Here is a 24,729-nt window from a genome sequence, read left to right on the forward strand (position 1 = left end):
TGCCGTCTATTCTTGTGCCTGCCCGCCGTTATCCAGCCTCAACGGAGAGCTCCCCCATGACTGATTCCCCCGAGCGTGACGAACGCCATCTGGCGCGTATGCAACGCAAAAAAGCCGTCATCGACGAACGCATCGCCAACTCGCCTGACGAATGCGGCCTGGTGTTGGTGCTGACCGGCAATGGCAAAGGCAAAAGCAGCTCGGCGTTCGGCATGCTCGCCCGCGCCATGGGCCACGGCATGCAGTGCGGCGTGGTGCAGTTCATCAAGGGCCGTAACAGCACCGGTGAAGAACTGTTCTTCCGTCGCTTCCCCGAGCAAGTGCGTTTCCATGTGATGGGCGAAGGTTTCACCTGGGAAACCCAGGACCGTCAGCGCGACATCGCCGCCGCCGAAGCCGCTTGGGCCGTCTCCCGCGAACTGCTGCGCGATCCCTCGATCGGTCTGGTGGTGCTCGATGAACTGAACATCGCCCTCAAGCACGGCTACCTCGATCTTGATCAGGTGCTCAGCGACTTGCAGGCGCGTCCGCCGATGCAGCACGTAATCGTCACCGGTCGTGCGGCCAAACCGGAAATGATCGAGATGGGCGACACGGTCACCGAAATGGGCATGCTCAAACACGCCTTCCAGGCCGGCATCAAAGCGCAGAAAGGCGTCGAACTTTGAATCAACCACGTCACTGCCCGGCGGTCCTTATCGCCGCACCGGCCTCCGGTCAGGGCAAGACCACCGTCACCGCTGCGTTGGCCCGTTTGCATCGCAATCAGGGGCGCAAGGTTCGCGTGTTCAAATGCGGACCGGATTTTCTCGACCCGATGATTCTTGAGCGCGCCAGCGGTGCGCCGGTCTATCAATTGGACATGTGGATGGTCGGCGAGCAGGAAAGCCGTCGCCTGTTGTGGGAAGCCGCAGCCGATGCCGACCTGATTCTGATCGAAGGCGTGATGGGATTGTTTGACGGCACGCCCTCGAGCGCCGATCTGGCGCGGCATTTTGGCGTGCCGGTACTCGGGGTGATCGACGGCACGGCTATGGCTCAGACGTTCGGTGCATTGGCATTGGGTCTGGCACGCTATCAGCCGGACTTGCCGTTTGCCGGCGTCCTGGCCAATCGCGTCGGCACCTTGCGCCATGCGCAATTGCTCGAAGGCAGCCTCACCGAAGGTTTGCGCTGGTACGGCGCGTTGTCCCGCGAGACCGGGATCGAGCTGCCGAGCCGCCACCTCGGCCTCGTGCAAGCCAGCGAACTGAATGACCTCGACATGCGCCTCGACGCGGCCGCCGCAGCCCTCGCCAGCAGTTGTGAGGTAGCGCTGCCACCGGCCGTGGAGTTCGCCGCGCCTGACGTAATCGCCGCCGAGCCGTTGCTCAACGGCGTGCGAATTGCCGTTGCCCGTGATGAGGCGTTTGCCTTCACTTATGGCGCGAGCCTCGATCTGTTGCGCGCGATGGGGGCTGAGTTGAGCTTCTTCTCGCCAATCCGCGATACACAATTGCCCGAGGCGGACAGTTTGTATCTGCCCGGTGGTTATCCGGAGTTGCATCACGTTGCGCTGTCGCAGAACACCGCGATGCTCGACGCGATCCGAGCGCATCACGCCGCTGGCAATCCGTTACTCGCCGAGTGTGGCGGCATGCTTTACCTGCTCGATTCCCTGACCGACGTTGAAGGCACTCGTGCTGAACTGGTCGGTTTGCTGGCGGGCGATGCGGTAATGCAAAAGCGTCTCGCGGCGTTGGCGCTGCAAGCGGTGGAGCTGCCGGAAGGTTCGTTGCGTGGCCACACGTATCACCATTCCCTGACAACCACTGAACTGACGCCGATTGCCCGTGGCCTGAGCCCGAATGGCGGGCGCGGGGCGGAGGCGGTCTATCGGGAAGGGCGGATGACGGCTTCTTACGTGCACTTTTATTTCCCGTCGAATCCTGCGGCTGTTGCTGCACTGTTTCTGCCCGACCTTGAGGCCGCCATCGCGAGCAGGCTCACTCCTACAGTGGACGGTGTGCAGTCTGAAGAAATGCGATCTCCTGTAGGAGCGAGCCTGCTCGCGAAGGGGCCATGACCGACAACGCATTCACCGAAACCGAGCGCGCAGCGGTTTATAGAGCCATCGCCGAACGCCGCGACATGCGCCACTTCACTGGCGGCACCGTCGAGCCCGAACTGCTGCGCCGTTTGCTCGAAGCCGCCCATCAGGCGCCGAGCGTCGGCCTGATGCAGCCCTGGCGCTTCATCCGCATCAGCGATCGCAACCTGCGCCAGCAGATCCAGCATCTGGTGGAAGAAGAGCGCGTGCGCACTGCCGAAGCCTTGGGCGAGCGCAGCGACGAGTTCATGAAACTCAAGGTCGAAGGCATCAACGATTGCGCCGAAGTGCTGGTTGCCGCGCTGATGGATGATCGCGAAAAGCACATTTTCGGTCGCCGCACGCTGCCGGAAATGGACATGGCCTCGTTGTCCTGTGCGATTCAAAACCTCTGGCTGGCCTCACGCGCTGAAGGCCTGGGCATGGGCTGGGTCTCGCTGTTCGAGCCGCAGGCACTCGCCGATCTGCTGAAGCTACCGGTCGGAGCCAAGCCGCTGGCAGTCCTTTGTCTTGGCCCGGTGAAGGAATTCTATCCGGCGCCGATGCTGGTACTCGAAGGGTGGGCGCAGGCGCGTCCGCTCAATGAGTTGCTGTACGAAAACTATTGGGGAGTGAATCAATGAGTGTGGCGTTGTTGAGTGTCGCCGCGGTCGCGCTGGATGCGCTGCTGGGTGAACCGAAACGCTGGCATCCGCTGGTGGCGTTCGGCAATTTTGCCGGGCGCATCGAGCAACGTTTCAACGCCGGGGGGCGTGGCTGGCGCAGCCATGGCGTCACCGCGTGGGTGATCGCGGTCCTGCCGCTGACCTTGCTTGCCACCGCGTTTTCCTGGGCGCCTTACATGGGTTGGCTTGTCGAAATTCTCGCGCTGTATTGCGCCCTCGGCATGCGCAGCCTTGGTGAGCATGTTGCTCCGGTTGCCGCTGCATTGCGCGCCGATGATCTGGAAGAGGCGCGCAAGCGAGTCGGTTATCTGGTCAGCCGCCAGACCAGCGAACTCGATAGCACTGCCGTCGCCCGCGCCGCCACTGAATCGGTGCTGGAGAACGGCAGCGATGCAGTATTCGCCGCGCTGTTCTGGTTTGTCGTGGCCGGTGCGCCGGGCGTGGTGCTCTATCGCTTGAGCAATACGCTCGACGCGATGTGGGGCTATCGCAACGAACGCTTCGAGCGATTCGGCTGGTGTGCGGCAAAAATCGACGATGTCCTCAACTACATTCCTGCACGGTTGGTGGCGTTGACCTACGCACTGCTCGGCAAAACCCGACTTGCCTTGAAATGCTGGCGTACCCAGGGACCGCAGTGGGACAGCCCCAACGCCGGTCCGGTGATGGCGGCGGGTGCCGGTGCGCTCGGCGTGGAGTTGGGTGGCCCGGCGATCTATCACGGCGAACTGCATGAGCGTCCGCAACTCGGCGAAGGTCCGGCGGCCGATGCAGATTCCATCGACCGTGGCTGGCAATTGGTCCAGCGCGGCGTATGGTTATGGCTGCTGATTCTCTGCGTGGGGGCAGAATTCTATGCTTGAGCACGGTGGCCGGCTGCGCAAGGCCGCACTCGATTACGGCATTGCCGAGGCTGACTGGCTCGACCTGTCCAGCGGTCTGGCGCCGTGGCCGTTTCCAGTCCCGGAGATCCCGCTGCGCGCCTGGGCGCGATTGCCGGAAACCGATGATGGTCTTGAGCAGGCCGCGTGTGATTACTACGGCGCGGCGCAGGTGTTGCCGGTGGCCGGTTCGCAGATGGCCATCCAGTTGCTGCCGCGTCTGCGTCGCGCCGGCAAGGTCGGCGTGTTGTCGCCGTGTTACGCCGAGCATGCCGAAGCCTGGCGGCGCAGCGGCTACATCGTGCGCGAAGTGCTGGAGCAGGAAGTCGATTTCTTTCTCGACAGTCTCGACGTGCTGGTGGTGGTCAACCCGAACAACCCGACCGGCCTGAGCCTGACCCCGGCACGTCTGCTCGATTGGCATGCACGGCTCGCGCAACGCGGTGGCTGGCTGGTGGTCGATGAAGCGTTCATGGACAACACGCCGCAATTGAGTCTTGCCGCGCATACCCATCGGGTCGGTCTGATTGTGTTGCGCTCGTTCGGCAAATTTTTTGGCCTGGCCGGGGTGCGGTTGGGCTTTGTGCTGGCCGAGCGCAAGTTACTCAAACTGCTCGCCGAACAGGTCGGGCCGTGGGCGGTCAGCGGGCCGACGCGGGTGCTCGGTCAAGCCTGTCTGCAAGACACTGAAAACCACACACGTCAGCGAATTCGCAGCGATGAGGCGAGCGAGCGGCTGGCGCTGTTGCTGGAACGCTATGGCTTCAAACCGCACGGCGGTTGCGCGCTGTTTCAGTGGCTGATCACCGAGCAGGCGCAAGCGCTTCACGAATTCATGGCCCGACGCGGCATCCTCCTGCGCATCTTCACTCACAACAGCAGTTTGCGTTTCGGCCTGCCGGCCGATGCGGCAGAAGAGGCGCGACTCGAACAAGCATTGCAAGCATTCGCCAAGGAAAACCAATGACCACCCTGATGGTGCAAGGCACCACCTCCGATGCCGGCAAAAGCACCTTGGTGACGGCGTTGTGCCGCTGGGCAACGCGTCAGGGCGTTGCGGTGGTGCCGTTCAAACCACAGAACATGGCGCTGAACAGCGCGGTGACCGCCGACGGCGGTGAGATTGGTCGCGCGCAAGCAGTGCAGGCGCAAGCGGCGAATCTCGAACCGCACACCGACATGAACCCGGTGCTGCTCAAACCCAACAGCGACACCGGCGCGCAGGTGATCATCCATGGCCGTGCCGTCACCAGCATGAACGCCGTGGCGTATCACGATTACAAAGCCATCGCGATGCAAGCGGTGCTGGCCTCGCACGAACGACTCAGCGCGGCGTATCCGCTGGTCATGGTCGAGGGCGCGGGCTCGCCGGCAGAGATCAATCTGCGTGCCGGTGACATCGCCAACATGGGCTTTGCCGAAGCGGTGGATTGCCCGGTGTTGCTGATCGCCGACATTAATCGCGGCGGGGTTTTCGCCCATCTGGTCGGCACGCTGGAGCTGCTGTCGCCAAGCGAACAGGCACGCGTCAAAGGTTTCATCATCAATCGTTTTCGCGGCGACATCGCCTTGCTGCAACCGGGCCTCGACTGGCTTGAGCAACGCACCGGCAAACCGGTGGTGGGCGTGTTGCCGTACGTGATGGATCTGCACCTTGAGGCCGAGGACGGCATCGATCAGCGCCAGACCGACAAGGCTGAGCAGGTATTGAAAGTGGTGGTGCCGGTGTTGCCACGGATCAGCAACCATACCGATTTCGATCCGCTGCGTTTGCATCCGCAAGTCGATCTGCAATTTGTCGGTCCGGGCCAGGCGATTCCTCCGGCGGACTTGATCATCCTGCCCGGTTCGAAAAGCGTGCGCAGTGATCTGGCGTATCTGCGGGCCAACGGTTGGGAAACCGCGATCAGCCGTCACCTGCGTTACGGCGGCAAAGTGCTGGGGATTTGCGGCGGTCTGCAAATGCTCGGCGAGCAGGTGCATGACCCGCTCGGTCTGGAAGGCGCCCCCGGTTCCAGTGCCGGCCTGGGTTTGCTGGCGTTTGCAACGACGCTGGAAGCCGAGAAGCAACTGCGCAATGTGCGCGGGCGTCTGGCGCTGGAAGAGGCCGAGGTCAGTGGCTATGAAATTCATGCTGGCGTGACCAGCGGGCCGGCGTTGGAGCATGCGGCGGTGCATCTCGATGACGGTCGTTGCGACGGTGCGCAAAGTCTTGATGGGCAGGTGTTTGGCACGTATCTGCATGGCTTGTTCGAATCGCCGGCAGCCAGTGCGGCGTTGTTGCGCTGGGCCGGGTTGAGCGACGTGCAGGAGGTGGATTACCACGGCTTGCGCGAGCGCGATATCGAGCGGTTGGCGGACCTGGTGGAGAAGCATCTCGATACCGGTTTGTTGCGTCAGCTCTGTGGAATTTGAATGGCCTGTGCCGGCCCCATCGCTGGCAAGCCAGCTCCCACAAGTATTGATGTAGGTTGCAAATTTTGTGAACACCTTTGAACCCTGTGGGAGCTGGCTTGCCAGCGATGAGGCCGCTTGCCTCACGACACATTTTCCTGGATGAACCGATGCTCCAACTGATCCTCGGCGGCGCCCGCTCCGGCAAAAGTCGCCTGGCGGAAAAACTCGCCAGCGAAAGCAATTTGGCGGTGACCTACATCGCCACCAGCCAGCCGCTGGACGGTGAAATGAGCGACCGCGTCGCCCATCACCGCGCCCGCCGTCCCGCTGAATGGGCGCTCATCGAAGAGCCGCTGACGCTGGCTCGCGTGCTGCGCGAAAACGCCAGCGCCGAGCGCTGCCTGCTGGTCGATTGCCTGACCCTGTGGCTGACCAATCTGCTGATGCTCGACGATGCCGAGCGCCTAGCCGCCGAGCGCGAAGCCTTGCTCGAATGCCTGGCGTCACTGCCGGGGGAAATCATTTTTGTCAGCAACGAGACCGGAATGGGTGTCGTGCCGCTGGGCGAATTGACTCGCCGCTACGTCGATGAAGCCGGTTGGCTGCATCAAGCTCTGGCCGAGCGTTGTCAGCGTGTTGTCCTGACCGTCGCCGGCCTGCCCCTGACCCTGAAAGGACCTGCGTTATGAGCCAAACCTGGTGGCTGAACCCGTGCAAACCGGTGCACGCCGATATCGTTGAGCAAGCAGCGGCGCGGCAACAGCAATTGACCAAACCGGCGGGTTCGCTCGGTCGACTGGAATCTGTAGCGGTGCAACTGGCCGGTCTGCAAGGCCAGGTCAAACCGACGCTTGAGCAGATCTGGATTGCGATTTTTTCCGGTGATCACGGCGTGGTCGCTGAAGGTGTTTCCGCGTTTCCACAGGAAGTCACCGGGCAGATGCTGCTCAACTTCGTCAGTGGCGGGGCGGCGATCAGCGTGCTGGCGCGCCAGCTCAATGCGCAACTGGAAGTGGTGGATCTGGGCACGGTGACGCCGTCGCTGAACCTGCCAGGCGTACGTCATTTGAACATCGGTGCGGGTACGGCGAATTTCGTTGAGGGCGCAGCGATGACCCAGGCGCAAGGCGAACTTGCGTTGCAGGCCGGTCGCGACAGCGTACTGCGGGCGAAAGCGGCGGGCGCGCAGTTGTTCATCGGCGGCGAAATGGGCATTGGCAACACCACCGCTGCGAGCGCGCTGGCGTGTGCGCTGCTCGACTGCCCGGTGGTGCATCTGACTGGTCCGGGCACTGGATTGAATGCCGAAGGCGTCAGCCATAAAGCGCAAGTGATCGAGCGTGCTTTAGCCTTGCACGCGGCGCAACGGGGTGATGCGTTGCGGACGCTGTTCAATCTGGGTGGCTTTGAAATCGCCGCGCTGGTCGGCGCGTATCTGGCCGCAGCGCAGGAAGGTGTCGCAGTGTTGGTCGACGGTTTTATCTGCACCGTCGCCGCGCTGGTGGCGGTACGCCTGAATCCCGCCAGCCGCGAGTGGCTGTTGTTCGGTCATCGCGGCGCGGAACCGGGGCACCGGCATGTGCTGGAAGCCCTGAGCGCCGAGCCGTTGCTGGAGCTCGGCCTGCGTCTGGGCGAGGGCAGCGGAGCAGCGTTGGCGGTGCCGCTGTTGCGTCTGGCCTGTGATCTGCACGGGCAGATGGCGACATTCGCCGAAGCAGCGGTGGCGGATCGGCCGGCATGACCTTGCGTCTGGATCTGCTGCGCCACGGCGAGACTGAGCTGGGCGGTGGCTTGCGCGGCAGTCTTGACGATGCACTCACTGAAAAGGGCTGGGCGCAGATGCGTGCGGCGGTCATCGCGGGCGGGCCGTGGGAGCGTCTGGTCAGTTCGCCGTTGCAACGTTGTGCACGCTTTGCCGCAGAACTCGGTGAGCAACTGAATCTGCCGGTGCAACTGGACAAGGATCTGCAGGAGCTGCATTTCGGCGCGTGGGAAGGTCAGAGCGCGGTGACGTTGATGGAAACCGATGCCGAGGCCTTGGGGCTGTTCTGGGCGGATCCGTATTCGTTTACGCCGCCGCAAGGCGAGCCAGTCGACGAGTTTTCCACTCGAGTATTGGCGGCGGTCGCGCGGCTGCACGCGGCGTACGCGGGTCAGCGGGTGCTGCTGATCAGTCACGGCGGTGTGATGCGTTTGTTGCTGGCGCGGGCGCGCGGGTTGCCCCGTGAGCAACTGCTCAATGTCGAAGTCGGTCATGGGGCATTGTTCTCGCTGACCGTCGAAGCTGATGGCTCGCTCAAGGAAGGCCACTGATATGTTGCCACTGTGGATCGCCCTGCAATTTCTCAGCAGTCTGCCGATTCGTTTGCCGGGGATGCCGGAGCCTGAACAGCTCGGACGTTCGCTGCTGTTTTATCCGCTGGTCGGGCTGTTGTTCGGGGTGATTCTCTGGACGCTGAATCTGGCGTTGTCCGGCGCGCCGCTGTTGCTGCACGCGGCGTTGTTGTTGACGATCTGGGTGTTGCTCGGCGGGGCGTTGCATCTGGATGGACTCGCCGACAGCGCCGATGCCTGGCTTGGCGGATTCGGTGACCGCGAGCGCACGCTGACGATCATGAAGGATCCACGCAGCGGGCCGATTGCGGTGGTGACCCTGGTCTTGGTGTTGTTGCTGAAGTTTGCGGCGGTGCTGGCGTTGATCGAACAGCAGCAGACGCTGGCACTGATCATCGTGCCGCTGCTGGGGCGGGCGGCGTTGCTCGGGTTGTTTCTGACTACGCCGTATGTGCGGGCGGGCGGTCTGGGGCAGGCGTTGGCCGATCATCTGCCGCGTAGGGCCGGTTGGTGGGTTTTGGCGATTAGCGCCGTGGCCTGTGTGGTGATTGCCGGGTTCAAGGCAATGATTGCGCTGCTGGTGGCGGTCGTTGTGTTTGTCTGGCTGCGGCGGGTGATGGTGCGGCGGTTGGGTGGTACGACCGGTGATACGGCGGGGGCGTTGCTGGAATTGCTGGAGATGGCGGTGCTGGTTGGGTTGGTTCTGGTCTGACAGATTTATGTTGAATCTGCTGGCCTCATCGCGAGCAGGCTCACTCCTACAATTTGAAATGCATTCCCCTGTAGGAGTGAGCCTGCTCGCGAAAGCGATGTGTCAGGCACCACAAATGTTATGGGTAAACTTATCTGTAACTTGATTTAACACAGTCGCGGGTATATACACGCATCATGCTTCCTTCTCAGTGTTTGTGCACTAACCTGCGTCGCGCCGCTCGTGGCGTCAGCAGGCATTACGACGGCGCTCTCGACGGCTTCGGGATCAACGTTGCCCAGTATTCTCTGCTGTGCAATCTGCAGCGTCTGGATCAACCGAGCATCTCGGAACTTGCCGAAGCCATGGGCCTGGATCGCAGCACTCTGGGGCGCAATCTGCGCGTGCTGGAAGGCGAAGGGCTGGTGGCGCTGGCCGAAGGCGCAGACATGCGTAACCGCATCGTCCGGCTCACCGAAACCGGCGCCGAGCGTCTGACAGCGGCCTTGCCGGCCTGGGAGGCGGCGCAGCAGCGATTGATTGATCGCCTGGGTGCCGAGAAGCGTGAAACCTTGCTCAAATTGCTGGATGAACTGGCTTGATGCCAGTTTTTTCGGATTCAAGCGGGTATATACCCGCGACTGGAGAATAACAATGACATCGATGTGGCGTACGTGCGGTTGGGTGTTGCTGGGAAGTGCGCTGATCCTGGCGTTGTCATTGGGCGTACGGCACGGCTTTGGTCTGTTTCTGTCGCCAATGAGCGCACAGTTTGGCTGGGGGCGTGAAGTGTTCGCCTTTGCCATCGCCTTGCAGAACCTGATCTGGGGTCTGGCCCAGCCGTTCACCGGTGCACTGGCCGATCGTTTCGGCGCGGCCAAAGTGGTGCTGATCGGTGGTGTGCTTTACGCCTTGGGCCTGGTGTTCATGGGCCTGTCCGACTCAGCGCTGACGTTGTCGTTGAGCGCCGGTTTGCTGATCGGTATCGGCCTGTCCGGCACGTCCTTCTCGGTCATCCTCGGCGTGGTTGGCCGCGCCGTTCCGCCGGAGAAGCGCAGCATGGGCATGGGCATTGCCAGCGCTGCCGGGTCTTTCGGCCAGTTCGCCATGTTGCCGGGAACGCTGGGGCTGATTGGCTGGCTCGGCTGGTCCGCAGCGCTGTTGGTGCTGGGGCTGTTGGTGGCGATGATCGTGCCGCTGGTGAGCATGCTCAAGGACAAGCCGCTGCCATTGCTCGGTCATGAGCAGACGCTGTCTGAAGCCTTGCGTGAAGCCTGCTCACATTCGGGGTTCTGGTTGCTGGCGTTCGGCTTTTTCGTCTGTGGTTTTCAAGTGGTGTTCATTGGCGTGCATTTGCCGGCGTACCTGGTCGATCAGCACTTGCCGGCCACGGTCGGCACCACGGTGCTGGCGCTGATCGGCTTGTTCAACATCTTCGGCACCTACACCGCCGGCTGGCTCGGCGGGCGCATGTCCAAGCCGCGTTTGCTGACCGCGCTGTATCTGTTGCGTGCGGTGGTGATCGCGCTGTTCCTGTGGTTACCGGTGACGACGACATCCGCTTACCTGTTCGGCATGGCCATGGGCTTCCTGTGGCTGTCGACGGTGCCGTTGACCAACGGCACGGTGGCGACCTTGTTTGGTGTGCGAAATCTGTCCATGCTCGGTGGCATCGTGTTCCTGTTCCATCAGCTCGGCTCCTTCCTCGGCGGCTGGCTGGGCGGGGTGGTGTATGACCGTACCGGGAGTTATGACTTGATCTGGCAAGTGGCGATTCTTCTCAGTCTGTTGGCGGCGGCATTGAACTGGCCGGTGCGCGAGCGTCCGGTGGCGCGCCTGCAAGCTGCTGCGAGCGCCGCATGAGCCGATTCTGGCCACGAATTGCCATCACCGCACTCGGCGCTGCCCTGCTGGCGCTGGTGTGGTGGGGCTGGCATCAGGGCGGGCTGGCCCTGATGCAACTGGGCATGAGCATTTGCTAGAAGGCTGTCCGGCGAGTAACGTCGAAGTCCGACGACTGCTCAAGGATGCTCGACATGCTGATGCGCTGGTGTGCTGTTCCCGCGTTGCTGATGGCGTTGACCGGCCTGGCTCAGGCTGCGGATTGCCCGGAACTGTTGCAAGGTTCGCTACCGAAATTGCGCGCCAAGGAATCCATCGATCTGTGCCAGCGCTACGCCGACAAGCCACTTGTGGTGATCAACACCGCGAGTTTCTGTGGTTTCGCGCCACAGTTCGAAGGCCTTGAGGCGCTCAATCAGCGTTACAAGGCGCAAGGACTGGAAATGCTTGGCGTGCCGTCGAACGACTTCAAGCAGGAGTCCAAGGACAGCGCCGAGACGGCCAAGGTCTGTTACGCCAATTACGGCGTGACCTTCACCATGACCGAACCACAGAAAGTTCGCGGTGATGACGCTACGCATCTGTTTCAGGTGCTGGCCGCGCAGAGCAGTGCGCCGAAGTGGAATTTCTACAAATATGTGGTGGATCGTCAGGGCAAGGTAATTGCGAATTTCTCCAGCCTGACCAAACCCGATGATCCGGAATTTCTCGCGGCGATCGAGAAAGCCATCGCCTCGAAACCCCTCAAGCACTGAGTCTTTTGTGTGGAACTGTGTCGTGTCTGAGAGCAAACGCGAGGCACAAAAAAAGCCCCGCTTTCTGCAAAGAGAGCGGGGCTTTTTCGTGGGCGAGGGGTTAGCCTCGCCGTGCAGCATCAGAAGCGGTAGGTCGCGCCGACACCGAAACCGTTTGCCGAGTTTTCATACTTGGCGTCGTAGGTCTGGCCACGATCGTTTTCGTTGCGGATCTTGACCGACTCTTCCTTCAGGTACGAGTAGGCAACGTCGATGGTCAGGTCTTCGGTCGGGCTCCAGCCAGCACCGATGCTGAAGATGGTCCGGTCGCCGGTAGGAATACGTGGCGAACGGTCGACGTTGTTGGTCGGCGACTGGTCGAAGGTCAGACCGGTGCGCAGTACCCATTCCTTGTTCAACTGGTACGAAGTACCCACGGCGTAAGCCCAGGAGTCGTGCCAGTTCTGGTCTTCGGTGATTTCACCAAACTGACCGGCCAGCAGCGGTTGCACGCCGGAGTTCTTGACGGTGATTTTCTCCAGCTGGCTCCAGCGGGTCCAGGTCGAACCGGCGTAAACGTTCCAGCGGTCGTTGATCGCTTGAGTGACCGAGAAGTCGATCGATTCAGGCGTGGTGATCTTCAACGAAGCATCGTACTTCTGGTTGGCGCCCAGACCGATTGCACCGAGCACACCGTAGTTGACCTTGGTGTTGCCTTCCAGCTTGTAGTCGACTTTCGAGTGGTAAGTCAGACCCAGGCGAGTGGTGTCGGTGGCTTGGACCAGTACGCCGACGTTGTAACCCAGCGCGGTGTCGTCACCCTTGATCTTGACCTTGCCATCCGGCGCAGCCTGAGTGATCGACAGGTTGGATTCCAGCGTACCGTCGATACGGTTGATGGTCGGACCGAAACCGATCGATACCTTGTCGTTGAAGGCGTAGCTGACGGTCGGCTGGAAGGTGATGACTTGTACTTCCGACTTGCTGCCGAAGTAACGGCCGGCAAAGTTGTTTTCGTAGTCGGTAATCAGACCGAACGGAACGTAGACACCCAGACCGAATGCCCAGTGATCATCGATCGGTTTTACATAGAAGCCCATAGGTACGGAGGTGAAGGGCACCATGTCGCCTTTGTTGCTGCCGCCGTTCGGGCTGGAGCTGGCATCGCTGATATCGGTTTTTGCATCGAGGAACGCAACACCACCGGTGACTTGTTCACGCTTGATGCGCGACATGCCGGCAGGGTTGCCATAAACAGTGCTTGCGTCGTCGGCAGAAGAAGATCGCCCAGCGTAACCAGTTCCCATCCCGCTGATACTGTGTTCGTTGATGGCAAAGCCAGCTGCGAAGATCTGGGTGGATGCCATGGTAACGGCGAGGCTAAGGGTGGTTTTGAGCATTACTTTTTTCATTATTAGAACTCCTGGTGATCACCGGGGCGAAAATTACCAACATTTTCGTCCCAGCGCTATAGTCCGTATGCCTTGAGTTAGAGCGGTTTTGTAGGACAATCCGACCAAAATAGCGACCTGTTGTGCGATCTTGTGAAACTGCTCGGTCAGCAAGCGACCTGATTCAGCGGTGAAACACAAGTTTGCCAGGCGCAGGTGAAGTCACGCAGACGACCCTGGGGTTGAAAGGTCTGACGCCAGATACGCGCCATACCGAGCAGATCATTCGGGTTGGGGAGGGTGGGGTTTTGCTCTTCCACCAGAAGCCAGGCGATTGCCGTGGCGTAACGCAGATTGACGGTCAATTCCAGATGCGGGCCGCTGAGAAAGGCATGCTGGCTGGCGAGGCCGCGCACTAGGCTTGCCCGCTCCGGATCGAGCGCCAGGTAGTGATCCCAAAGCGCCTGGTGGCGATGCTCGGCGATGCGGTAGAGGCCGTGGCCACGGCGATCATGCAGGGCGGACCCGAGGGCGGACTGGCTGGCGGCAATGCCCAGCAGCAGGGATTCGGCAGTTGCGCAGTGGCGTCCCAGATAAATCAGCGTAGGACGGATCACATAGCGACACAGTTCGCTGGCAGCGATACCCATAAAGCCCTCGGATCTTGTTATTGGGCGGCGATACCTGAAGGGGCCTTGGCAGCGGTGGATCGACTCAGGCTCGCCGGAAGCGGATCACGCCGCTTGAGTTGAAGTGTAGTGTCATATTCGCGACGTAAAGGCCTGTTTTTAAAATATTTCCGCCGACCCGTTATAACCCTTATATCGGAAGGTGCTTAAGCGCTGATGGCGTAAAGTGAAACATCAGGCAATAAAAAGCCCCGCGTTTTAAGCGGGGCTTGGGCTTTTTGCAGCCTTTTCGGCTTTCAGGCAACCAGTGCCTGACGGGTACGATCAATTACGGCCTGCAGCGGTTCGGCGCTGGAGTACTGATCGGGGTACAGACGCTCGCTGTGGCGGGCGATCCCGTGTTCATTGACCACGGTGAAGCTGAAGCAGCCTTTGCGAGCGGCCATGATCAGGCAGTTCATTGGTGCAAAAGCGTTGGTTAGGGTGCGAATGGCATCCTGAGTCTGGATTTGAGTAGACATAGTTATTAGGTGTTCCTACAAATGACACGGATAAGAACCGTGCAACGTTAAAACGTTCCAGTAATGTCGACCACCATTGGTCGAACAAAGAACCCGACTGGAACAAAGCAGCCAGTTTGAAGCGCTGATAAGTTGGCGCGCTTGGGCTGGCAGGTAGGTACTTAGGAGGACAGGCATCACATCAAGGGCAAAGGTTCTGGGCCCGGGGTGAAGATCCTGATCAATTTGCAGGTTGGTTCGGTCAGAGTAAGTGGTCTTCGCAACACCCTTTGCATCATTCAAAGGCAGTGTCGTCGCAAGATTTACCTGGAAACCATCGAGGGGTCGTTCCCGCTTTTTTCGGCAAATGTTTCGGTTAGGAAACTGACCGTGGGGGATGTGTTCGACCGGAATTGACTTTCAGCTTGGTACTAACGCCGCGGATACTAACGGATCAGATTTTCTAAAGCAAACCTTTGTTGAGAAATTATTGAAAAGCATGGCCAGGTCTGCTCTGCATTCCAGCGGATTGCCCCGAATTGGCTCATATCCCGACCATCGGTCGGTGAATGTTTTTTCATCAAACCGTGATTTAGAGCCGTTTATCCCCAGGCAGACAGCCAAAACGACCCGAAAAAGCGCATCGATATAATCGGGTAACAGGTACTTGTGCACATTAGTTGCGCGGGCCGTAACGACACTGTCACATCAATCCTGACTCCGGTGGCTGCCTGCAACGAAAGTTTAAGTCAATGAAAAACATCGCTTTTTTTTGTTGGTGAAAAAATCGTCAGTTTGACTGCGAGCCCCATTCCACAAGGCTTTGCGAGGGTTGAAGGACGGTTGTCCACTGAGTTATCCACAGCTTCTGTGGATTGTCCCGAGCGCTTGCTCTAGGACGGGCGTGCCGGGTTGTTTTTCGACTTTACCTGTAAGAAAAAGAGAGTAGAGTGGCGCGCCTTCCGATCTGTCCCACAGTGCTTTATGAAGTTTCGCTCAGTATCAGACTCTGTTACCTCAGAACCTCCTCGTGTTACCTCGCCAAAGCGATTTTCCGTACGTGTGGCCGAATGGCTGCTCGACAGCCCGCGCCTGAGCGACAGTCACAATGCCAAGCACCTTGCGGGGCGCTTGCTCAAGCAACCAGCGCGCGAAGGCGTGGTTGCCGCGCAAAGCCGTCTCGGCCAGTTGATGTGCCGCGAATGCGGGAATGCCCGCGATCGCCGCATCGGTCACGATCTGTTGCGTCAGGCCGCACGCGCCGGCGACCTTCGTGCACAACAGGAACTTGGTCTCATCGAAGACTGAGCTGTCCAAGTTCTGACACCTTGGTTAACCTTCAGGCTTTATCGGATCGGCAGGAATCGCTATGGCTATGGACTTGACCAGCTTATTGCTGGGGCTCGCAGGGGCAGGGCTGCCGCTGCTGGCACTGGCCTGGCAACTGCAACGCCGGGCGAGCAGCGGACAAGCCGAAGTGGCCCTGCTCGAAGAGCGACTGGCGATGGCGCAACTGGCGCAGGACGGGCTCAACGCGCAACTGGATAGCAGTCGCGACGAAGTCGCCGACCTCGGCCAGGCCAACGCGGCCAAACAAGCTGAACTGGCAGCCTTGCGTCGCGAAGTCGAGTTGTTGCAGATCGAGCGCGATGACGCCCGTGACGCTTCCCACGCCTGGAACATCGAGCGCGCCGGCAAAGAAGCCGAACTGCGTCGCCTCGACGCTCAGGCGGCTTCGCTGAATGCCGAATTGCGCGAGCAACAGGAAAGCCATCAACAGCGCCTTAACGACCTGCAAGGTTCACGCGATGAACTGCGCGCGCAGTTCGCCGAACTGGCAGGCAAGATCTTCGACGAGCGTGAACAGCGATTCGCCGAGACCAGCCAACAACGTCTCGGACAGTTGCTCGATCCGTTGAAAGAACGCATTCAGTCTTTCGAGAAGCGTGTTGAGGAAAGCTATCAAGCCGAGGCTCGCGAGCGCTTCTCGCTGGCCAAGGAGCTGGAGCGTTTGCAGGCGCTCAATCTGCGCTTGAGTGATGAAGCCACCAACCTGACCCGCGCCTTGAAAGGCCAAAAAACCCAAGGTAACTGGGGTGAGTTGATCCTCGAGCGAGTGCTGGAACACGCCGGCCTGGAGAAGGGCCGCGAGTACCAGACGCAGGTCAATCTCAAAGGCCCGGACGGCGAACGCTTCCAGCCGGACGTGATCATTTACCTGCCAGGCGACAAGCAGGTCGTGGTCGACTCCAAGGTCAGTCTGACTGCGTATCAACAGTACGTCGCCGCCGAAGACGATACCCTCGGGCAGATTGCGATCAAGCAGCACGTGCTGTCCCTGCGTAATCACGTCAAGGGCTTGTCCGGCAAGGACTATAAACGTCTGGAAGGCTTGCACAGCCTCGATTTCGTTCTGCTGTTCGTGCCCATCGAAGCGGCTTTTTCGGCGGCACTGCAGGCTGAGCCGACGCTGTTTCAGGACGCGTTTGATCGCAACATCGTGATCGTCAGCCCGACCACGTTGCTGGCGACGCTGCGGGTCATCGACAGCCTGTGGAAGCAGGAACGCCAGAGCCAGAACGCCCGGGAAATCGCCGAAAGGGCCGGGTGGCTGTACGACAAGTTCGTGTTGTTCATTCAGGATCTGGACGAGGTCGGCAATCGCCTGCAACAACTGGACAAAGCCTACAGCTCGGCGCGCAACAAGCTGACAGAAGGACGCGGCAATCTGGTCAGCCGCAGTGAGCAGCTCAAGCTGCTCGGTGCGCGGGCGAGCAAAAGCTTGCCGGCGGATCTGCTTGAGCGGGCGATGACGGATGTCGACGGCTTGGTCGAGTTACCTGAGTAAACCCGATTTTTGTGGCGAGGGAGCTTGCTCCCGCTGGGGGGCGAAGCACCCCTGAAAACCTGAGATTCCGGAAACACTGCTTTGAATGGATTGGCGCCTGCTGCGCAGCCGAGCGGGAGCAAGCTCCCTCGCCACAGGTCTTGTGCTGTCCAGGTTTTATAAGGGCAAATAGCGACTCAACAGCGCTCGCAGCGCCGCCGGTTTCACCGGTTTGGCCAGATAATCCAGCCCCGCTGCGTGCACCTGCGCGACCATCTCCGGCCGCCCGTCGGCACTGATCACCACGCCTGGCACTGGTTCACCCAGATTCGTGCGTAACCACGCCATCAACTCGGTCCCGGTATCCCCGTGATCGAGGTGATAGTCGACCAGCGCCAGTTGCGGCCGCACGCCGTCACTGAGCAACGCTGCACATTCCTCACGATTGCGTGCCGTCCAGACCTGACAGCCCCAGCGGCTCAACAGGCTGTTCATGCCAATCAGAATGCTGTCCTCGTTATCGACGCACAGCACCTGCGCGCCGCTCAGCATCTTGCCGTTGATCTCGACGGCAGCGCTGGCCGGCACGGTCTGCGAGCGTGCCAACGGCACACTGACGCTGAACACACTGCCGCGTCCCGGCCACGAGCGCACACGCAGCGTATGACCGAGCACGCGGCACAAGCCGTCGGCGATCGCCAGCCCGAGTCCGAGGCCTTTTTCGGCGCGGGTCTGATGGCTGTCGAGGCGTTTGAATTCCTCGAAAATCACCTGCTGCTTGTCTTCCGGAATGCCCGGCCCGCGATCCCACACCTCAAGGCACAACTCGCCGGCGCGACGCCGCACGCCCAGCAGTACCGGGCCTTTGGCGTAGCGGAAAGCATTGGTGAGGAAGTTCTGCAGGATCCGTCGCAGCAGTTTGATGTCGCTGTCGATGCGCAAATGGCTGCCGCGTACGCGAAAGGTCAGACCCTGTTCCTGAGCCTGCGCCTTGAACTCGGCGCCGAGCGTGTCGAACAGCTCATCGACCGCAAATGGCTTGCGATCCGGATTGATCTTGCCGTTTTCCAGGCGGGAAATATCCAGTAGATCGCTGATCAGGTCTTCGGCCGAACGCAATGAACTGTCAAGGTGCTGCACCAGTTTCTGCGCCTCACTGCTCAAGCCGTCATCCTGATGGGAGAGGGCGGCGGAGAACAGGCGAGCGGCGTTCAAGGGCTGCATCAAGTCATGGCTGACGGCGGCGAGGAAACGGGTTTTCGACTGGTTGGCGGCCTCGGCGGTGCCTTTGGCTTCGGTCAGCGCGACGTTGAGTTGTGACAGCTCCTGAGTCCGTTCGCTGACCCGTTGCTCCAGCCCTTCGTTGGCTTCGGTCAAGGCCTGCTCGGCTTCGCGGAACGCAGTAATGTCGGTGAAGCTCATGACAAAGCCGCCGCCGGGCATCGGGTTGCCGATCAGCTCGATGACCCGGCCGTTGGGGAACAGACGTTCAGACGTGTGCGCGCGGCCCTGACGCATCCAGTGCAAACGGCGGGCGACGTGGACTTCCGCCTCGCCCGGACCGCACAAGCCGCGCTCGGCGTTGTAGCGAATAATGTCGGCAATCGGCCGGCCGACGCTGATCAGTCCGTCCGGGTAGTTGAACAGCTCCAGATAACGCCGGTTCCACGCCACCAGTTTCAGCGACTGGTCGACCACGCTGATGCCTTGGGTGATGTTCTCGATGGCGCCTTGCAGCAGCGCGCGGTTGAACTGCAACACCTCGGAAGCTTCGTCGGCGATGCGCACGACATCCTCCAACTGCATTTCCCGACCTTCAATGGCGGCTTTTACCACGGCTCGCGTCGAAGAGGCGCCCAGCACACCGGCCAGCAAACGCTCGGTATGGGCAATCCATTCACCGTCGGCGTTCTGGTTGGGGTTGAAGCCTTTGCCTTGGCGGTAAGCGAATCGAATGAAGCTCTGGCGGGCGCGTTCTTCACCGACAAACCGCGCCGCCAGTTGCAACAGATCGTCTATCTGTACCGCCAGCATTGAACGCGCACTCGGGCGGGCACTGATTTCCTGACCAATGAAACGCCCGGCCTGCCAATGCTCCGACACCCGGGTGCGGGACAACACCGAGACCCAGGCGAACAAGGTGAAGTTGCCCGCCAGCGACAGCACCACACCTTGGGTCAATGGCGTGATCGGCAGGTTCAGCGGGTTGCTGTGCAGCCACGCCAGGCCGGGAAAGGTGTCCAGCGACCAGCCGAGACTGCGCGCGGCAATCGGCAGGATCAGCGTGTAAAACCACAGGAATGTGCCGGCGGCGAGGCCGGCAAACACGCCCCGTCGGTTGGCCTGTTTCCAGTACAGCGCGCCGAGCATCGCCGGTGCCAGTTGCGTCACCGCGGCGAAGGCGATCTGGCCAATGGTTGCGAGACTTGCCGTGGAGCCCAGCAAGCGATAGCTGACGTAAGCCAGCAGCAGAATCAGCACGATACTCACGCGGCGTACCGACAGCATCCACTGCCGGAACACTTCGAACGGGCGCTCGGCGTTGTTGCGCCGTAGTAACCACGGCAAGAGCATGTCGTTGGAAACCATGGTCGACAGCGCCACGCTGGCGACGATGACCATGCCGGTTGCGGCTGAAGCGCCGCCGATAAACGCCAGCACTGCCAGCGCCGGGTGCGCCTGGGCCAGGGGCAGACTGATCACGAACGAGTCCGGCAACACGTCTTTGGGGAGCATCATCTGACCAGCGAGGGCGATCGGTACTACAAACAACGCGGCCAAGGCGAGATACGCCGGGAACACCCATTTGGCCAGACGCAGATCCTGCGGATCGATGTTCTCCACCACGGTGACGTGGAACTGCCGTGGCAGGCAGATGATCGCCATCATGGCCACGCCGGTCTGCACCACCATCGATGGCCAGTTGATGGTTTCTTTCCAGTATTCCTCAAGGCGCGGGGCGAGCATCGCCTGATTGAACAGGTCGTCGAAACCGTCATACAGGCCAAAAGTGACGAAGGCGCCGACGGCGAGAAAGGCGAACAGCTTGACCAGCGATTCAAAGGCAATCGCCAGCACCATGCCGCGGTGGTGTTCGGTGGCGTCGAGGTTGCGCGTGCCGAAGACGATGGTGAACAGCGCCAGCACCAATGACACGATCAGCGCGGTGTCTTGGGCGCGGGTGCCCATCGCGTCGGCTCCGGCGCCGATCAGCAGGTTCACGCCAAGGACGATGCCTTTGAGTTGCAGAGCGATGTAGGGCAGGACGCCGACCAGGCAGATCAACGCCACCACCACCGCCAGCGATTGTGATTTACCGTAGCGTGCGGCGATAAAGTCAGCAATGGAGGTGATGTTCTCCTGTTTGCTGATCATCACCATTTTTTGCAGGACCCACGGCGCACAGACCAACAGCAGGATCGGGCCTAGGTAAATCGGCAGGAATGACCAGAGCTGTTCGGCGGCCTGACCGACCGCACCAAAAAACGTCCAACTGGTGCAATAAACCGCCAGCGACAAGCTGTACACCCAGGCACGCATCCGTGGTGGCAGCGGCGTGCTGCGACGGTCGCCGTAGAAGGCGATGGCGAACATGATGGCCATATAGGCCAGGGCGACGGCGGCGATCAGCCCGGTGGACAATGACATGCAACACTCCCGACAGAAGACTCCCCGGCACTCCTGCCCGGGCGGACAGTCTCGCATGAGTGCGGCGGTTAGTCAGTGTCGACCAAGGTCGTGGCGTGGCGGGGTGTCGCAGGGGTGGAACCGGGTGGTTTTATGGTGACTTGGCGGGCCTCATCGCTGGCAAGCCAGCTCCCACAATTTTGCGGGCGTATACAAAATTTCCATTCGCTGGAGATCTCTGTGGGAGCTGGCTTGCCAGCGATGGCGTCAGCCCTGTTGCAACGCGATATCGATCAGCCGATGCAACTCTTCCACTTCCAGAGCCGCCGCCGAAAACAGAATGCGAAACACCACCGGCGCCACCACCAGATTAATCAAATGATCAACGCTCGGTGCCTGCTCATCGGGATGCCGCTGGATGATCGTCTGCAACTGCGCCCCGATAATCGTCACGCAATACCCCGGCGTAGCACTCGCCTGCACGTCGCGCATCATGTTGCGTCCGGGCTCGGAACTCATCTCGTCGAGATATTGCTCGGCCCAGGCGCGGATATCGCTGCGCAGGCTGCCGGTTTGCGCCGGTTCGCTGTCAGGGCGCATGCGGGCGAGGGCGACATCCGCCAGCAAGGCCGCCAGATCCCCCCAGCGCCGATAAATCGTCGATGGCGTAACACCTGCGCGTGCGGCGATTTGCGGGACGGTCACGGTCGAACGCTCCTGTTCTTGCAGGAGCGCGCGGACTGCCGAATGAATCGACTCTTGCACCCGGGCACTGCGACCGCCGGGGCGTAAACCTTCTTTAATAGCCATGCGCCAGACCTTAACACAAAGAATTTGCTTTAAGCGAAGGCCGAGAGCACACTCCGCAAAAGCAAAAAATTAGCTTTTGCGGAGTGTGCACATGAACAGCCTTGCTTCCAATCGTCCCAGCCTGTGGTTTCTGGCGATCACCTTACTGAGTTTTCTCGCCGCTTCCACTGCGCCGACGCCGTTGTATCACCTGTATCAGGATCAACTGCATTTCTCGGCAGCGATGCTGACCCTGATTTTCGGCGTCTACGCCCTGAGTTTGCTGGCGGCGCTGTTAACCGTCGGATCACTGTCCGATCACCTCGGGCGTAAACCAGTGATCTTCGCCGCGGTATTGCTCAATGCGCTGGCGATGCTGCTGTTCATCAGCGCCGACAGCGTCACTTGGCTGATCAGTGCGCGGGTGCTGCAAGGTTTCGCGACCGGGATGGCCACCGCCGTATTGAGTGCGACGCTGCTCGACACCGACCGCCAGCAAGGACCGCTGATCAACAGCGTTGCGCCGTTGCTGGGCATGGCGCTGGGCGGTATGGGCTGTGGCCTGCTGGCCGAGTTCGCCCCGGCGCCACTGCAACTGACTTACTGGCTGCTGCTCGCGCTGTTTGTGCTGCAAGCGCTTTATGTCTGGCGCCTGCCGGAGAGCGTCAGCCCGCAGGCCGGGGCATGGGCGTCATTGCGTCCGACACTACACGTCCCGGTTCAGGCGCGTTCAACGTTGTGGCGAGTGCTACCGCTGAACACTGCAACTTGGGCTCTCGGCGGTTTTTACGCCTCGCTGGCGCCGTCGCTGGTGCGCACGGCCACCGGTTCCACTTCCAACCTGATCGGCGGCGCCACCGTCGCGGCACTGACCGTCACCGGCGCACTGATGATCTTCACCCTGCGCAATCGTCCCGCCACACGCGCCTTGCAACTCGGCGCAAGCTTGCTGCCAAGTGGTCTGGTGCTGATTCTGCTCGGTGTGCACAGCGCCAGTCTGTCGCTGTTTTTCCTCGGCACGCTGGTTGCCGGTTGTGGTTTTGGCTCAGGCTTCCTCGGCGCCGTGCGCAGCCTGGTGCCGCTGGCGTTACCGCATGAAAGAGCCGGGTTAATGTCAGCGTATTACGCACTCAGTTACCTGGCGTTCTGTCTGCCGGCATTGTTGGCCGGGCATTTGACTAGCAGTTTTGGTTTGCTGGCGACTACAGACGTCTATGGCTTGGCATTGGTAGTCCTTTCGGTGGGCGGTCTAATTTTGATATCGCGTCAGATCCTGGTTTCACGCATTAACCTCAATCGTTCAGCGAGTGAATAGTTGATTGATGGCAAAACGCCTGTTCACTACCATGCCCACCATTATCCGCAGTGAAATGATTTGAGTGAACGATAATGGATGAAAGCTTGGATTTGCTGGGACGCTTGCAGAAAGGCAAGGGCGGATTACGTCCTGCCGAGAAGCGCTTGCTGGATTGCTTCAAGCGGGGAGTGATTGCCACCATCACTGACGAGTTGCCCGTCTCGTCGACTGCGGAGAATGTGGTACGAGCAACTTTTCTGCGTGCTCTGATCCTGACGTATTCCAAAGGAGCATTTCTCGGGGAGAGTCTTTACCTGCAGGGCGCCGTTATCGAGGGGACACTTTTTTTAGTGGGCATTTCCGTGAGTACCCCGGTCACTTTTCAGAATTGCTTGTTCGATCAGGATATCAATGTCCGCGGTGCCAGCTTTGATCGTATGCTCAAGTTCGACGGTTGCTCGCTCAATTCTTTTTTAGGTGAGCGAATTGTTGTCAATGACAGCCTAGTCTTTTCATCCTCTACTACCAACGGTCTAGTCGAGCTCGATTCGGCCCGGATAGCCGCCGGGCTGTTTTGTTTAGGAGCACAATTTGATGGTGGGGGAAAGACGTGCCTCGACGCCTCTTTCGCCGAGATACGCACGGGTGTTTATCTCAAAGGCGGGTTTTCTGCCAAGGGCTTAGTGCGTTTCAGATCTGCCGTAGTTGGGGGACAGTTCAATTGCGTAAATGCAAGTTTTACCGTTGATAAAGAGCAGTCCCTTGACCTGGATTTTGCCTGTATCAATGGTCCTGTCTTTCTCAGGGACGGTTTTACTTCGACAGGCATTGTTAATCTGCTGGGTGCAAGGATTTCTGGCCAGTTGAGCTGTAGGCATTCGAAATTTTTTGCGATTGGAAACGCTCATGCGATGACCATTGAGCGCGCTTTTATCAGTGGTAACGCGTTATTCAGTCAAGGCTGTGAAATCCAGGGGAGACTGCAACTGGCCGGTTTGGAGGTTGAAGGAAATGTTGAGTTTGATGGCGCTGCCATACAGGAACTAAGAGCAAATGAAATGAGAGTGAAAGGGAGGCTCGATTTGCGCGACCTCAAGTCCGCTCCCAAACAAATCTCGTTTTTAGGCACCAGGGTCTCGACCATCAATGATGATCTTGCTTCCTGGGGAGAGCGTCCGATTCTCAACGGCTTTGTCTATGACTCTGTGGATGTGCATAAGCCGATGCCTGTTAGTGATCGCATTACATGGTTGAAAAAGCAGAAAGCCTGTTTGGAAAAAGACGAAACGTCGCCTATGTCATCGAAGGAGCATTTTCGTCCCCAACCATGGCGCCAATTGCAGCAGGTCCTTGAATCTAGTGGCCACACCGAAGAAGCCAAGGAGGTGGGTATAGAATTTGAGCAGTGCTTGCGTGCATCTGGTCGCATCGGTCAGTCACCGAGTAATTGGTCTCCGTCTTTTCGAAAGCTCTACGCAGCCTCGGCGAGGTTCTTGCATTTTCTTTATGGTTATCTGACTGGCTTCGGCTACCGCCCGATGCTATTGCTGCCATGGTTCGCACTGGTTTGGGGATTTTGCACATTGGTTTACTGGAGTGCCGCCAGTTTCGGGGTCTTTGCTCCAAGCAATCCACTTATTTTTCAAAACGAAGCTTATGACACCTGTCGCCCGGACAGGGAGCAGGTGTGGCTCGACAAAAGTCGTTATCGCACGCAGGCAGAGCTGCCAGAGAAGTTCAAGGGGGCGGGTAATTGGTATTTATGTGAGAAGCTCCGTGAGGAGTACACCGGGTTCAGTCCGATTGCGTTCTCACTGGATCTACTACTGCCTCTGGTCGATTTGCATCAGGAAAATGACTGGGCTCCGCTGATTGAAACCCCAAAAGCCAATCCAGTTTTTGAGTTTTTCAGCTTCTTTATCAGTGGCAAACGCTGGGTCCGATTTGTGATGTGGTGCGAAATCCTCGCCGGATGGGGATTCAGCCTGCTGTTTGTGGCTGTGGTTTCTGGTTTAGCGCGCCGCAAGGAATAGGTG

General features: G+C 59.9%; 23 protein-coding genes. 18 read left to right on the forward strand and 5 right to left on the reverse strand.

The window, feature by feature from the left end:
- The first annotated feature begins 56 nt into the window (after nt 1-56).
- The 14 genes from cobO to ACIOWE_RS21570 all read left to right on the forward strand — a co-directional run bounded on the left by cobO (nt 57) and on the right by ACIOWE_RS21570 (nt 11,654).
- Nucleotides 57-668: a cob(I)yrinic acid a,c-diamide adenosyltransferase gene (cobO, locus tag ACIOWE_RS21505; protein WP_003223053.1), complete on the forward strand. Its 612-nt coding sequence runs from the start codon at nt 57-59 to the stop codon at nt 666-668.
- Nucleotides 665-2,065 carry a cobyrinate a,c-diamide synthase gene (locus ACIOWE_RS21510; protein WP_401395544.1) on the forward strand — a complete coding sequence of 467 codons (1,401 nt, stop codon included), beginning with the start codon at nt 665-667 and terminating at the stop codon, nt 2,063-2,065. The genes cobO and ACIOWE_RS21510 overlap by 4 nt, the downstream gene beginning before the upstream one ends.
- Entirely contained in the window at nt 2,062-2,712 is a 651-nt protein-coding gene (gene bluB, locus ACIOWE_RS21515; RefSeq protein ID WP_401395547.1) for a 5,6-dimethylbenzimidazole synthase, read from the forward strand. The genes ACIOWE_RS21510 and bluB overlap by 4 nt, the downstream gene beginning before the upstream one ends.
- Nucleotides 2,709-3,617, forward strand: coding sequence for an adenosylcobinamide-phosphate synthase CbiB (gene cbiB / locus ACIOWE_RS21520; RefSeq protein ID WP_401395550.1), 909 nt, complete (start codon nt 2,709-2,711; stop codon nt 3,615-3,617). The genes bluB and cbiB overlap by 4 nt, the downstream gene beginning before the upstream one ends.
- Nucleotides 3,610-4,602 (forward strand): threonine-phosphate decarboxylase CobD, encoded by a 993-nt coding sequence (cobD, locus tag ACIOWE_RS21525; protein ID WP_401395553.1) that lies wholly within the window; start codon nt 3,610-3,612, stop codon nt 4,600-4,602. Before cbiB ends, cobD begins: the two co-directional genes overlap by 8 nt.
- Entirely contained in the window at nt 4,599-6,050 is a 1,452-nt protein-coding gene (locus ACIOWE_RS21530) for a cobyric acid synthase (RefSeq protein WP_401395556.1), read from the forward strand. Before cobD ends, ACIOWE_RS21530 begins: the two co-directional genes overlap by 4 nt.
- A 149-nt stretch (nt 6,051-6,199) precedes the next feature.
- Nucleotides 6,200-6,721, forward strand: coding sequence for a bifunctional adenosylcobinamide kinase/adenosylcobinamide-phosphate guanylyltransferase (cobU, locus tag ACIOWE_RS21535; protein ID WP_401395559.1), 522 nt, complete (start codon nt 6,200-6,202; stop codon nt 6,719-6,721).
- Nucleotides 6,718-7,773: a nicotinate-nucleotide--dimethylbenzimidazole phosphoribosyltransferase gene (gene cobT / locus ACIOWE_RS21540; RefSeq protein ID WP_401395562.1), complete on the forward strand. Its 1,056-nt coding sequence runs from the start codon at nt 6,718-6,720 to the stop codon at nt 7,771-7,773. The genes cobU and cobT overlap by 4 nt, the downstream gene beginning before the upstream one ends.
- Nucleotides 7,770-8,345 carry an alpha-ribazole phosphatase family protein gene (gene cobC, locus ACIOWE_RS21545; RefSeq protein ID WP_401395565.1) on the forward strand — a complete coding sequence of 192 codons (576 nt, stop codon included), beginning with the start codon at nt 7,770-7,772 and terminating at the stop codon, nt 8,343-8,345. The genes cobT and cobC overlap by 4 nt, the downstream gene beginning before the upstream one ends.
- A 1-nt stretch (nt 8,346) precedes the next feature.
- Complete coding sequence (locus ACIOWE_RS21550) at nt 8,347-9,078, forward strand: adenosylcobinamide-GDP ribazoletransferase (protein ID WP_401395568.1); 732 nt, start codon at nt 8,347-8,349, stop codon at nt 9,076-9,078.
- 176 nt (nt 9,079-9,254) lie between these two features.
- Nucleotides 9,255-9,659, forward strand: coding sequence for a MarR family winged helix-turn-helix transcriptional regulator (locus ACIOWE_RS21555; protein WP_401395571.1), 405 nt, complete (start codon nt 9,255-9,257; stop codon nt 9,657-9,659).
- 52 nt (nt 9,660-9,711) lie between these two features.
- On the forward strand, nt 9,712-10,920 hold the full coding sequence (locus ACIOWE_RS21560; RefSeq protein ID WP_401395574.1) for an MFS transporter: 1,209 nt from the start codon (nt 9,712-9,714) through the stop codon (nt 10,918-10,920).
- Complete coding sequence (locus tag ACIOWE_RS21565) at nt 10,917-11,039, forward strand: hypothetical protein (protein ID WP_256583597.1); 123 nt, start codon at nt 10,917-10,919, stop codon at nt 11,037-11,039. Before ACIOWE_RS21560 ends, ACIOWE_RS21565 begins: the two co-directional genes overlap by 4 nt.
- A 54-nt stretch (nt 11,040-11,093) precedes the next feature.
- A complete protein-coding gene (locus tag ACIOWE_RS21570) occupies nt 11,094-11,654 on the forward strand; it encodes a glutathione peroxidase (protein WP_401395577.1) in 561 nt (186 codons plus the stop codon).
- A gap of 119 nt (nt 11,655-11,773) precedes the next feature.
- Here the strand turns inward: ACIOWE_RS21570 and ACIOWE_RS21575 are convergent, their stop codons facing one another.
- The 3 genes from ACIOWE_RS21575 to ACIOWE_RS21585 all read right to left on the reverse strand — a co-directional run bounded on the left by ACIOWE_RS21575 (nt 11,774) and on the right by ACIOWE_RS21585 (nt 14,174).
- Nucleotides 11,774-13,045, reverse strand: coding sequence for an OmpP1/FadL family transporter (locus tag ACIOWE_RS21575; RefSeq protein ID WP_401395580.1), 1,272 nt, complete (start codon nt 13,043-13,045; stop codon nt 11,774-11,776).
- Between the two features lie 146 nt (nt 13,046-13,191).
- The gene (locus tag ACIOWE_RS21580) at nt 13,192-13,674 is read right to left on the reverse strand and encodes a hypothetical protein (protein WP_401395583.1); all 483 of its coding nucleotides are present in this window, start codon (nt 13,672-13,674) and stop codon (nt 13,192-13,194) included.
- Nucleotides 13,675-13,949: 275 nt separating this feature from the next.
- Nucleotides 13,950-14,174 carry a hypothetical protein gene (locus tag ACIOWE_RS21585; RefSeq protein ID WP_108589715.1) on the reverse strand — a complete coding sequence of 75 codons (225 nt, stop codon included), beginning with the start codon at nt 14,172-14,174 and terminating at the stop codon, nt 13,950-13,952.
- Between the two features lie 963 nt (nt 14,175-15,137).
- Between ACIOWE_RS21585 and ACIOWE_RS21590 the strand changes: the two genes are divergently transcribed.
- Both ACIOWE_RS21590 and rmuC read left to right on the forward strand, forming a co-directional pair.
- Nucleotides 15,138-15,461, forward strand: coding sequence for a hypothetical protein (locus ACIOWE_RS21590; protein WP_103306941.1), 324 nt, complete (start codon nt 15,138-15,140; stop codon nt 15,459-15,461).
- A gap of 175 nt (nt 15,462-15,636) precedes the next feature.
- The gene (gene rmuC / locus ACIOWE_RS21595; protein ID WP_401395612.1) at nt 15,637-17,001 is read left to right on the forward strand and encodes a DNA recombination protein RmuC; all 1,365 of its coding nucleotides are present in this window, start codon (nt 15,637-15,639) and stop codon (nt 16,999-17,001) included.
- A gap of 156 nt (nt 17,002-17,157) precedes the next feature.
- Here the strand turns inward: rmuC and ACIOWE_RS21600 are convergent, their stop codons facing one another.
- Nucleotides 17,158-20,628 (reverse strand): NahK/ErcS family hybrid sensor histidine kinase/response regulator, encoded by a 3,471-nt coding sequence (locus ACIOWE_RS21600; RefSeq protein ID WP_401395587.1) that lies wholly within the window; start codon nt 20,626-20,628, stop codon nt 17,158-17,160.
- 246 nt (nt 20,629-20,874) lie between these two features.
- Nucleotides 20,875-21,417 (reverse strand): TetR/AcrR family transcriptional regulator, encoded by a 543-nt coding sequence (locus tag ACIOWE_RS21605; protein ID WP_401395589.1) that lies wholly within the window; start codon nt 21,415-21,417, stop codon nt 20,875-20,877.
- A 91-nt stretch (nt 21,418-21,508) separates the two neighbouring features.
- Between ACIOWE_RS21605 and ACIOWE_RS21610 the strand changes: the two genes are divergently transcribed.
- Both ACIOWE_RS21610 and ACIOWE_RS21615 read left to right on the forward strand, forming a co-directional pair.
- Nucleotides 21,509-22,711 carry an MFS transporter gene (locus ACIOWE_RS21610; protein ID WP_401395591.1) on the forward strand — a complete coding sequence of 401 codons (1,203 nt, stop codon included), beginning with the start codon at nt 21,509-21,511 and terminating at the stop codon, nt 22,709-22,711.
- Between the two features lie 74 nt (nt 22,712-22,785).
- Nucleotides 22,786-24,726, forward strand: coding sequence for a membrane-associated oxidoreductase (locus ACIOWE_RS21615; protein WP_401395594.1), 1,941 nt, complete (start codon nt 22,786-22,788; stop codon nt 24,724-24,726).
- The last annotated feature ends 3 nt before the right edge of the window (nt 24,727-24,729 follow it).

The organism is Pseudomonas sp. NPDC087598 (assembly GCF_044743525.1).
Lineage (GTDB): Bacteria > Pseudomonadota > Gammaproteobacteria > Pseudomonadales > Pseudomonadaceae > Aquipseudomonas.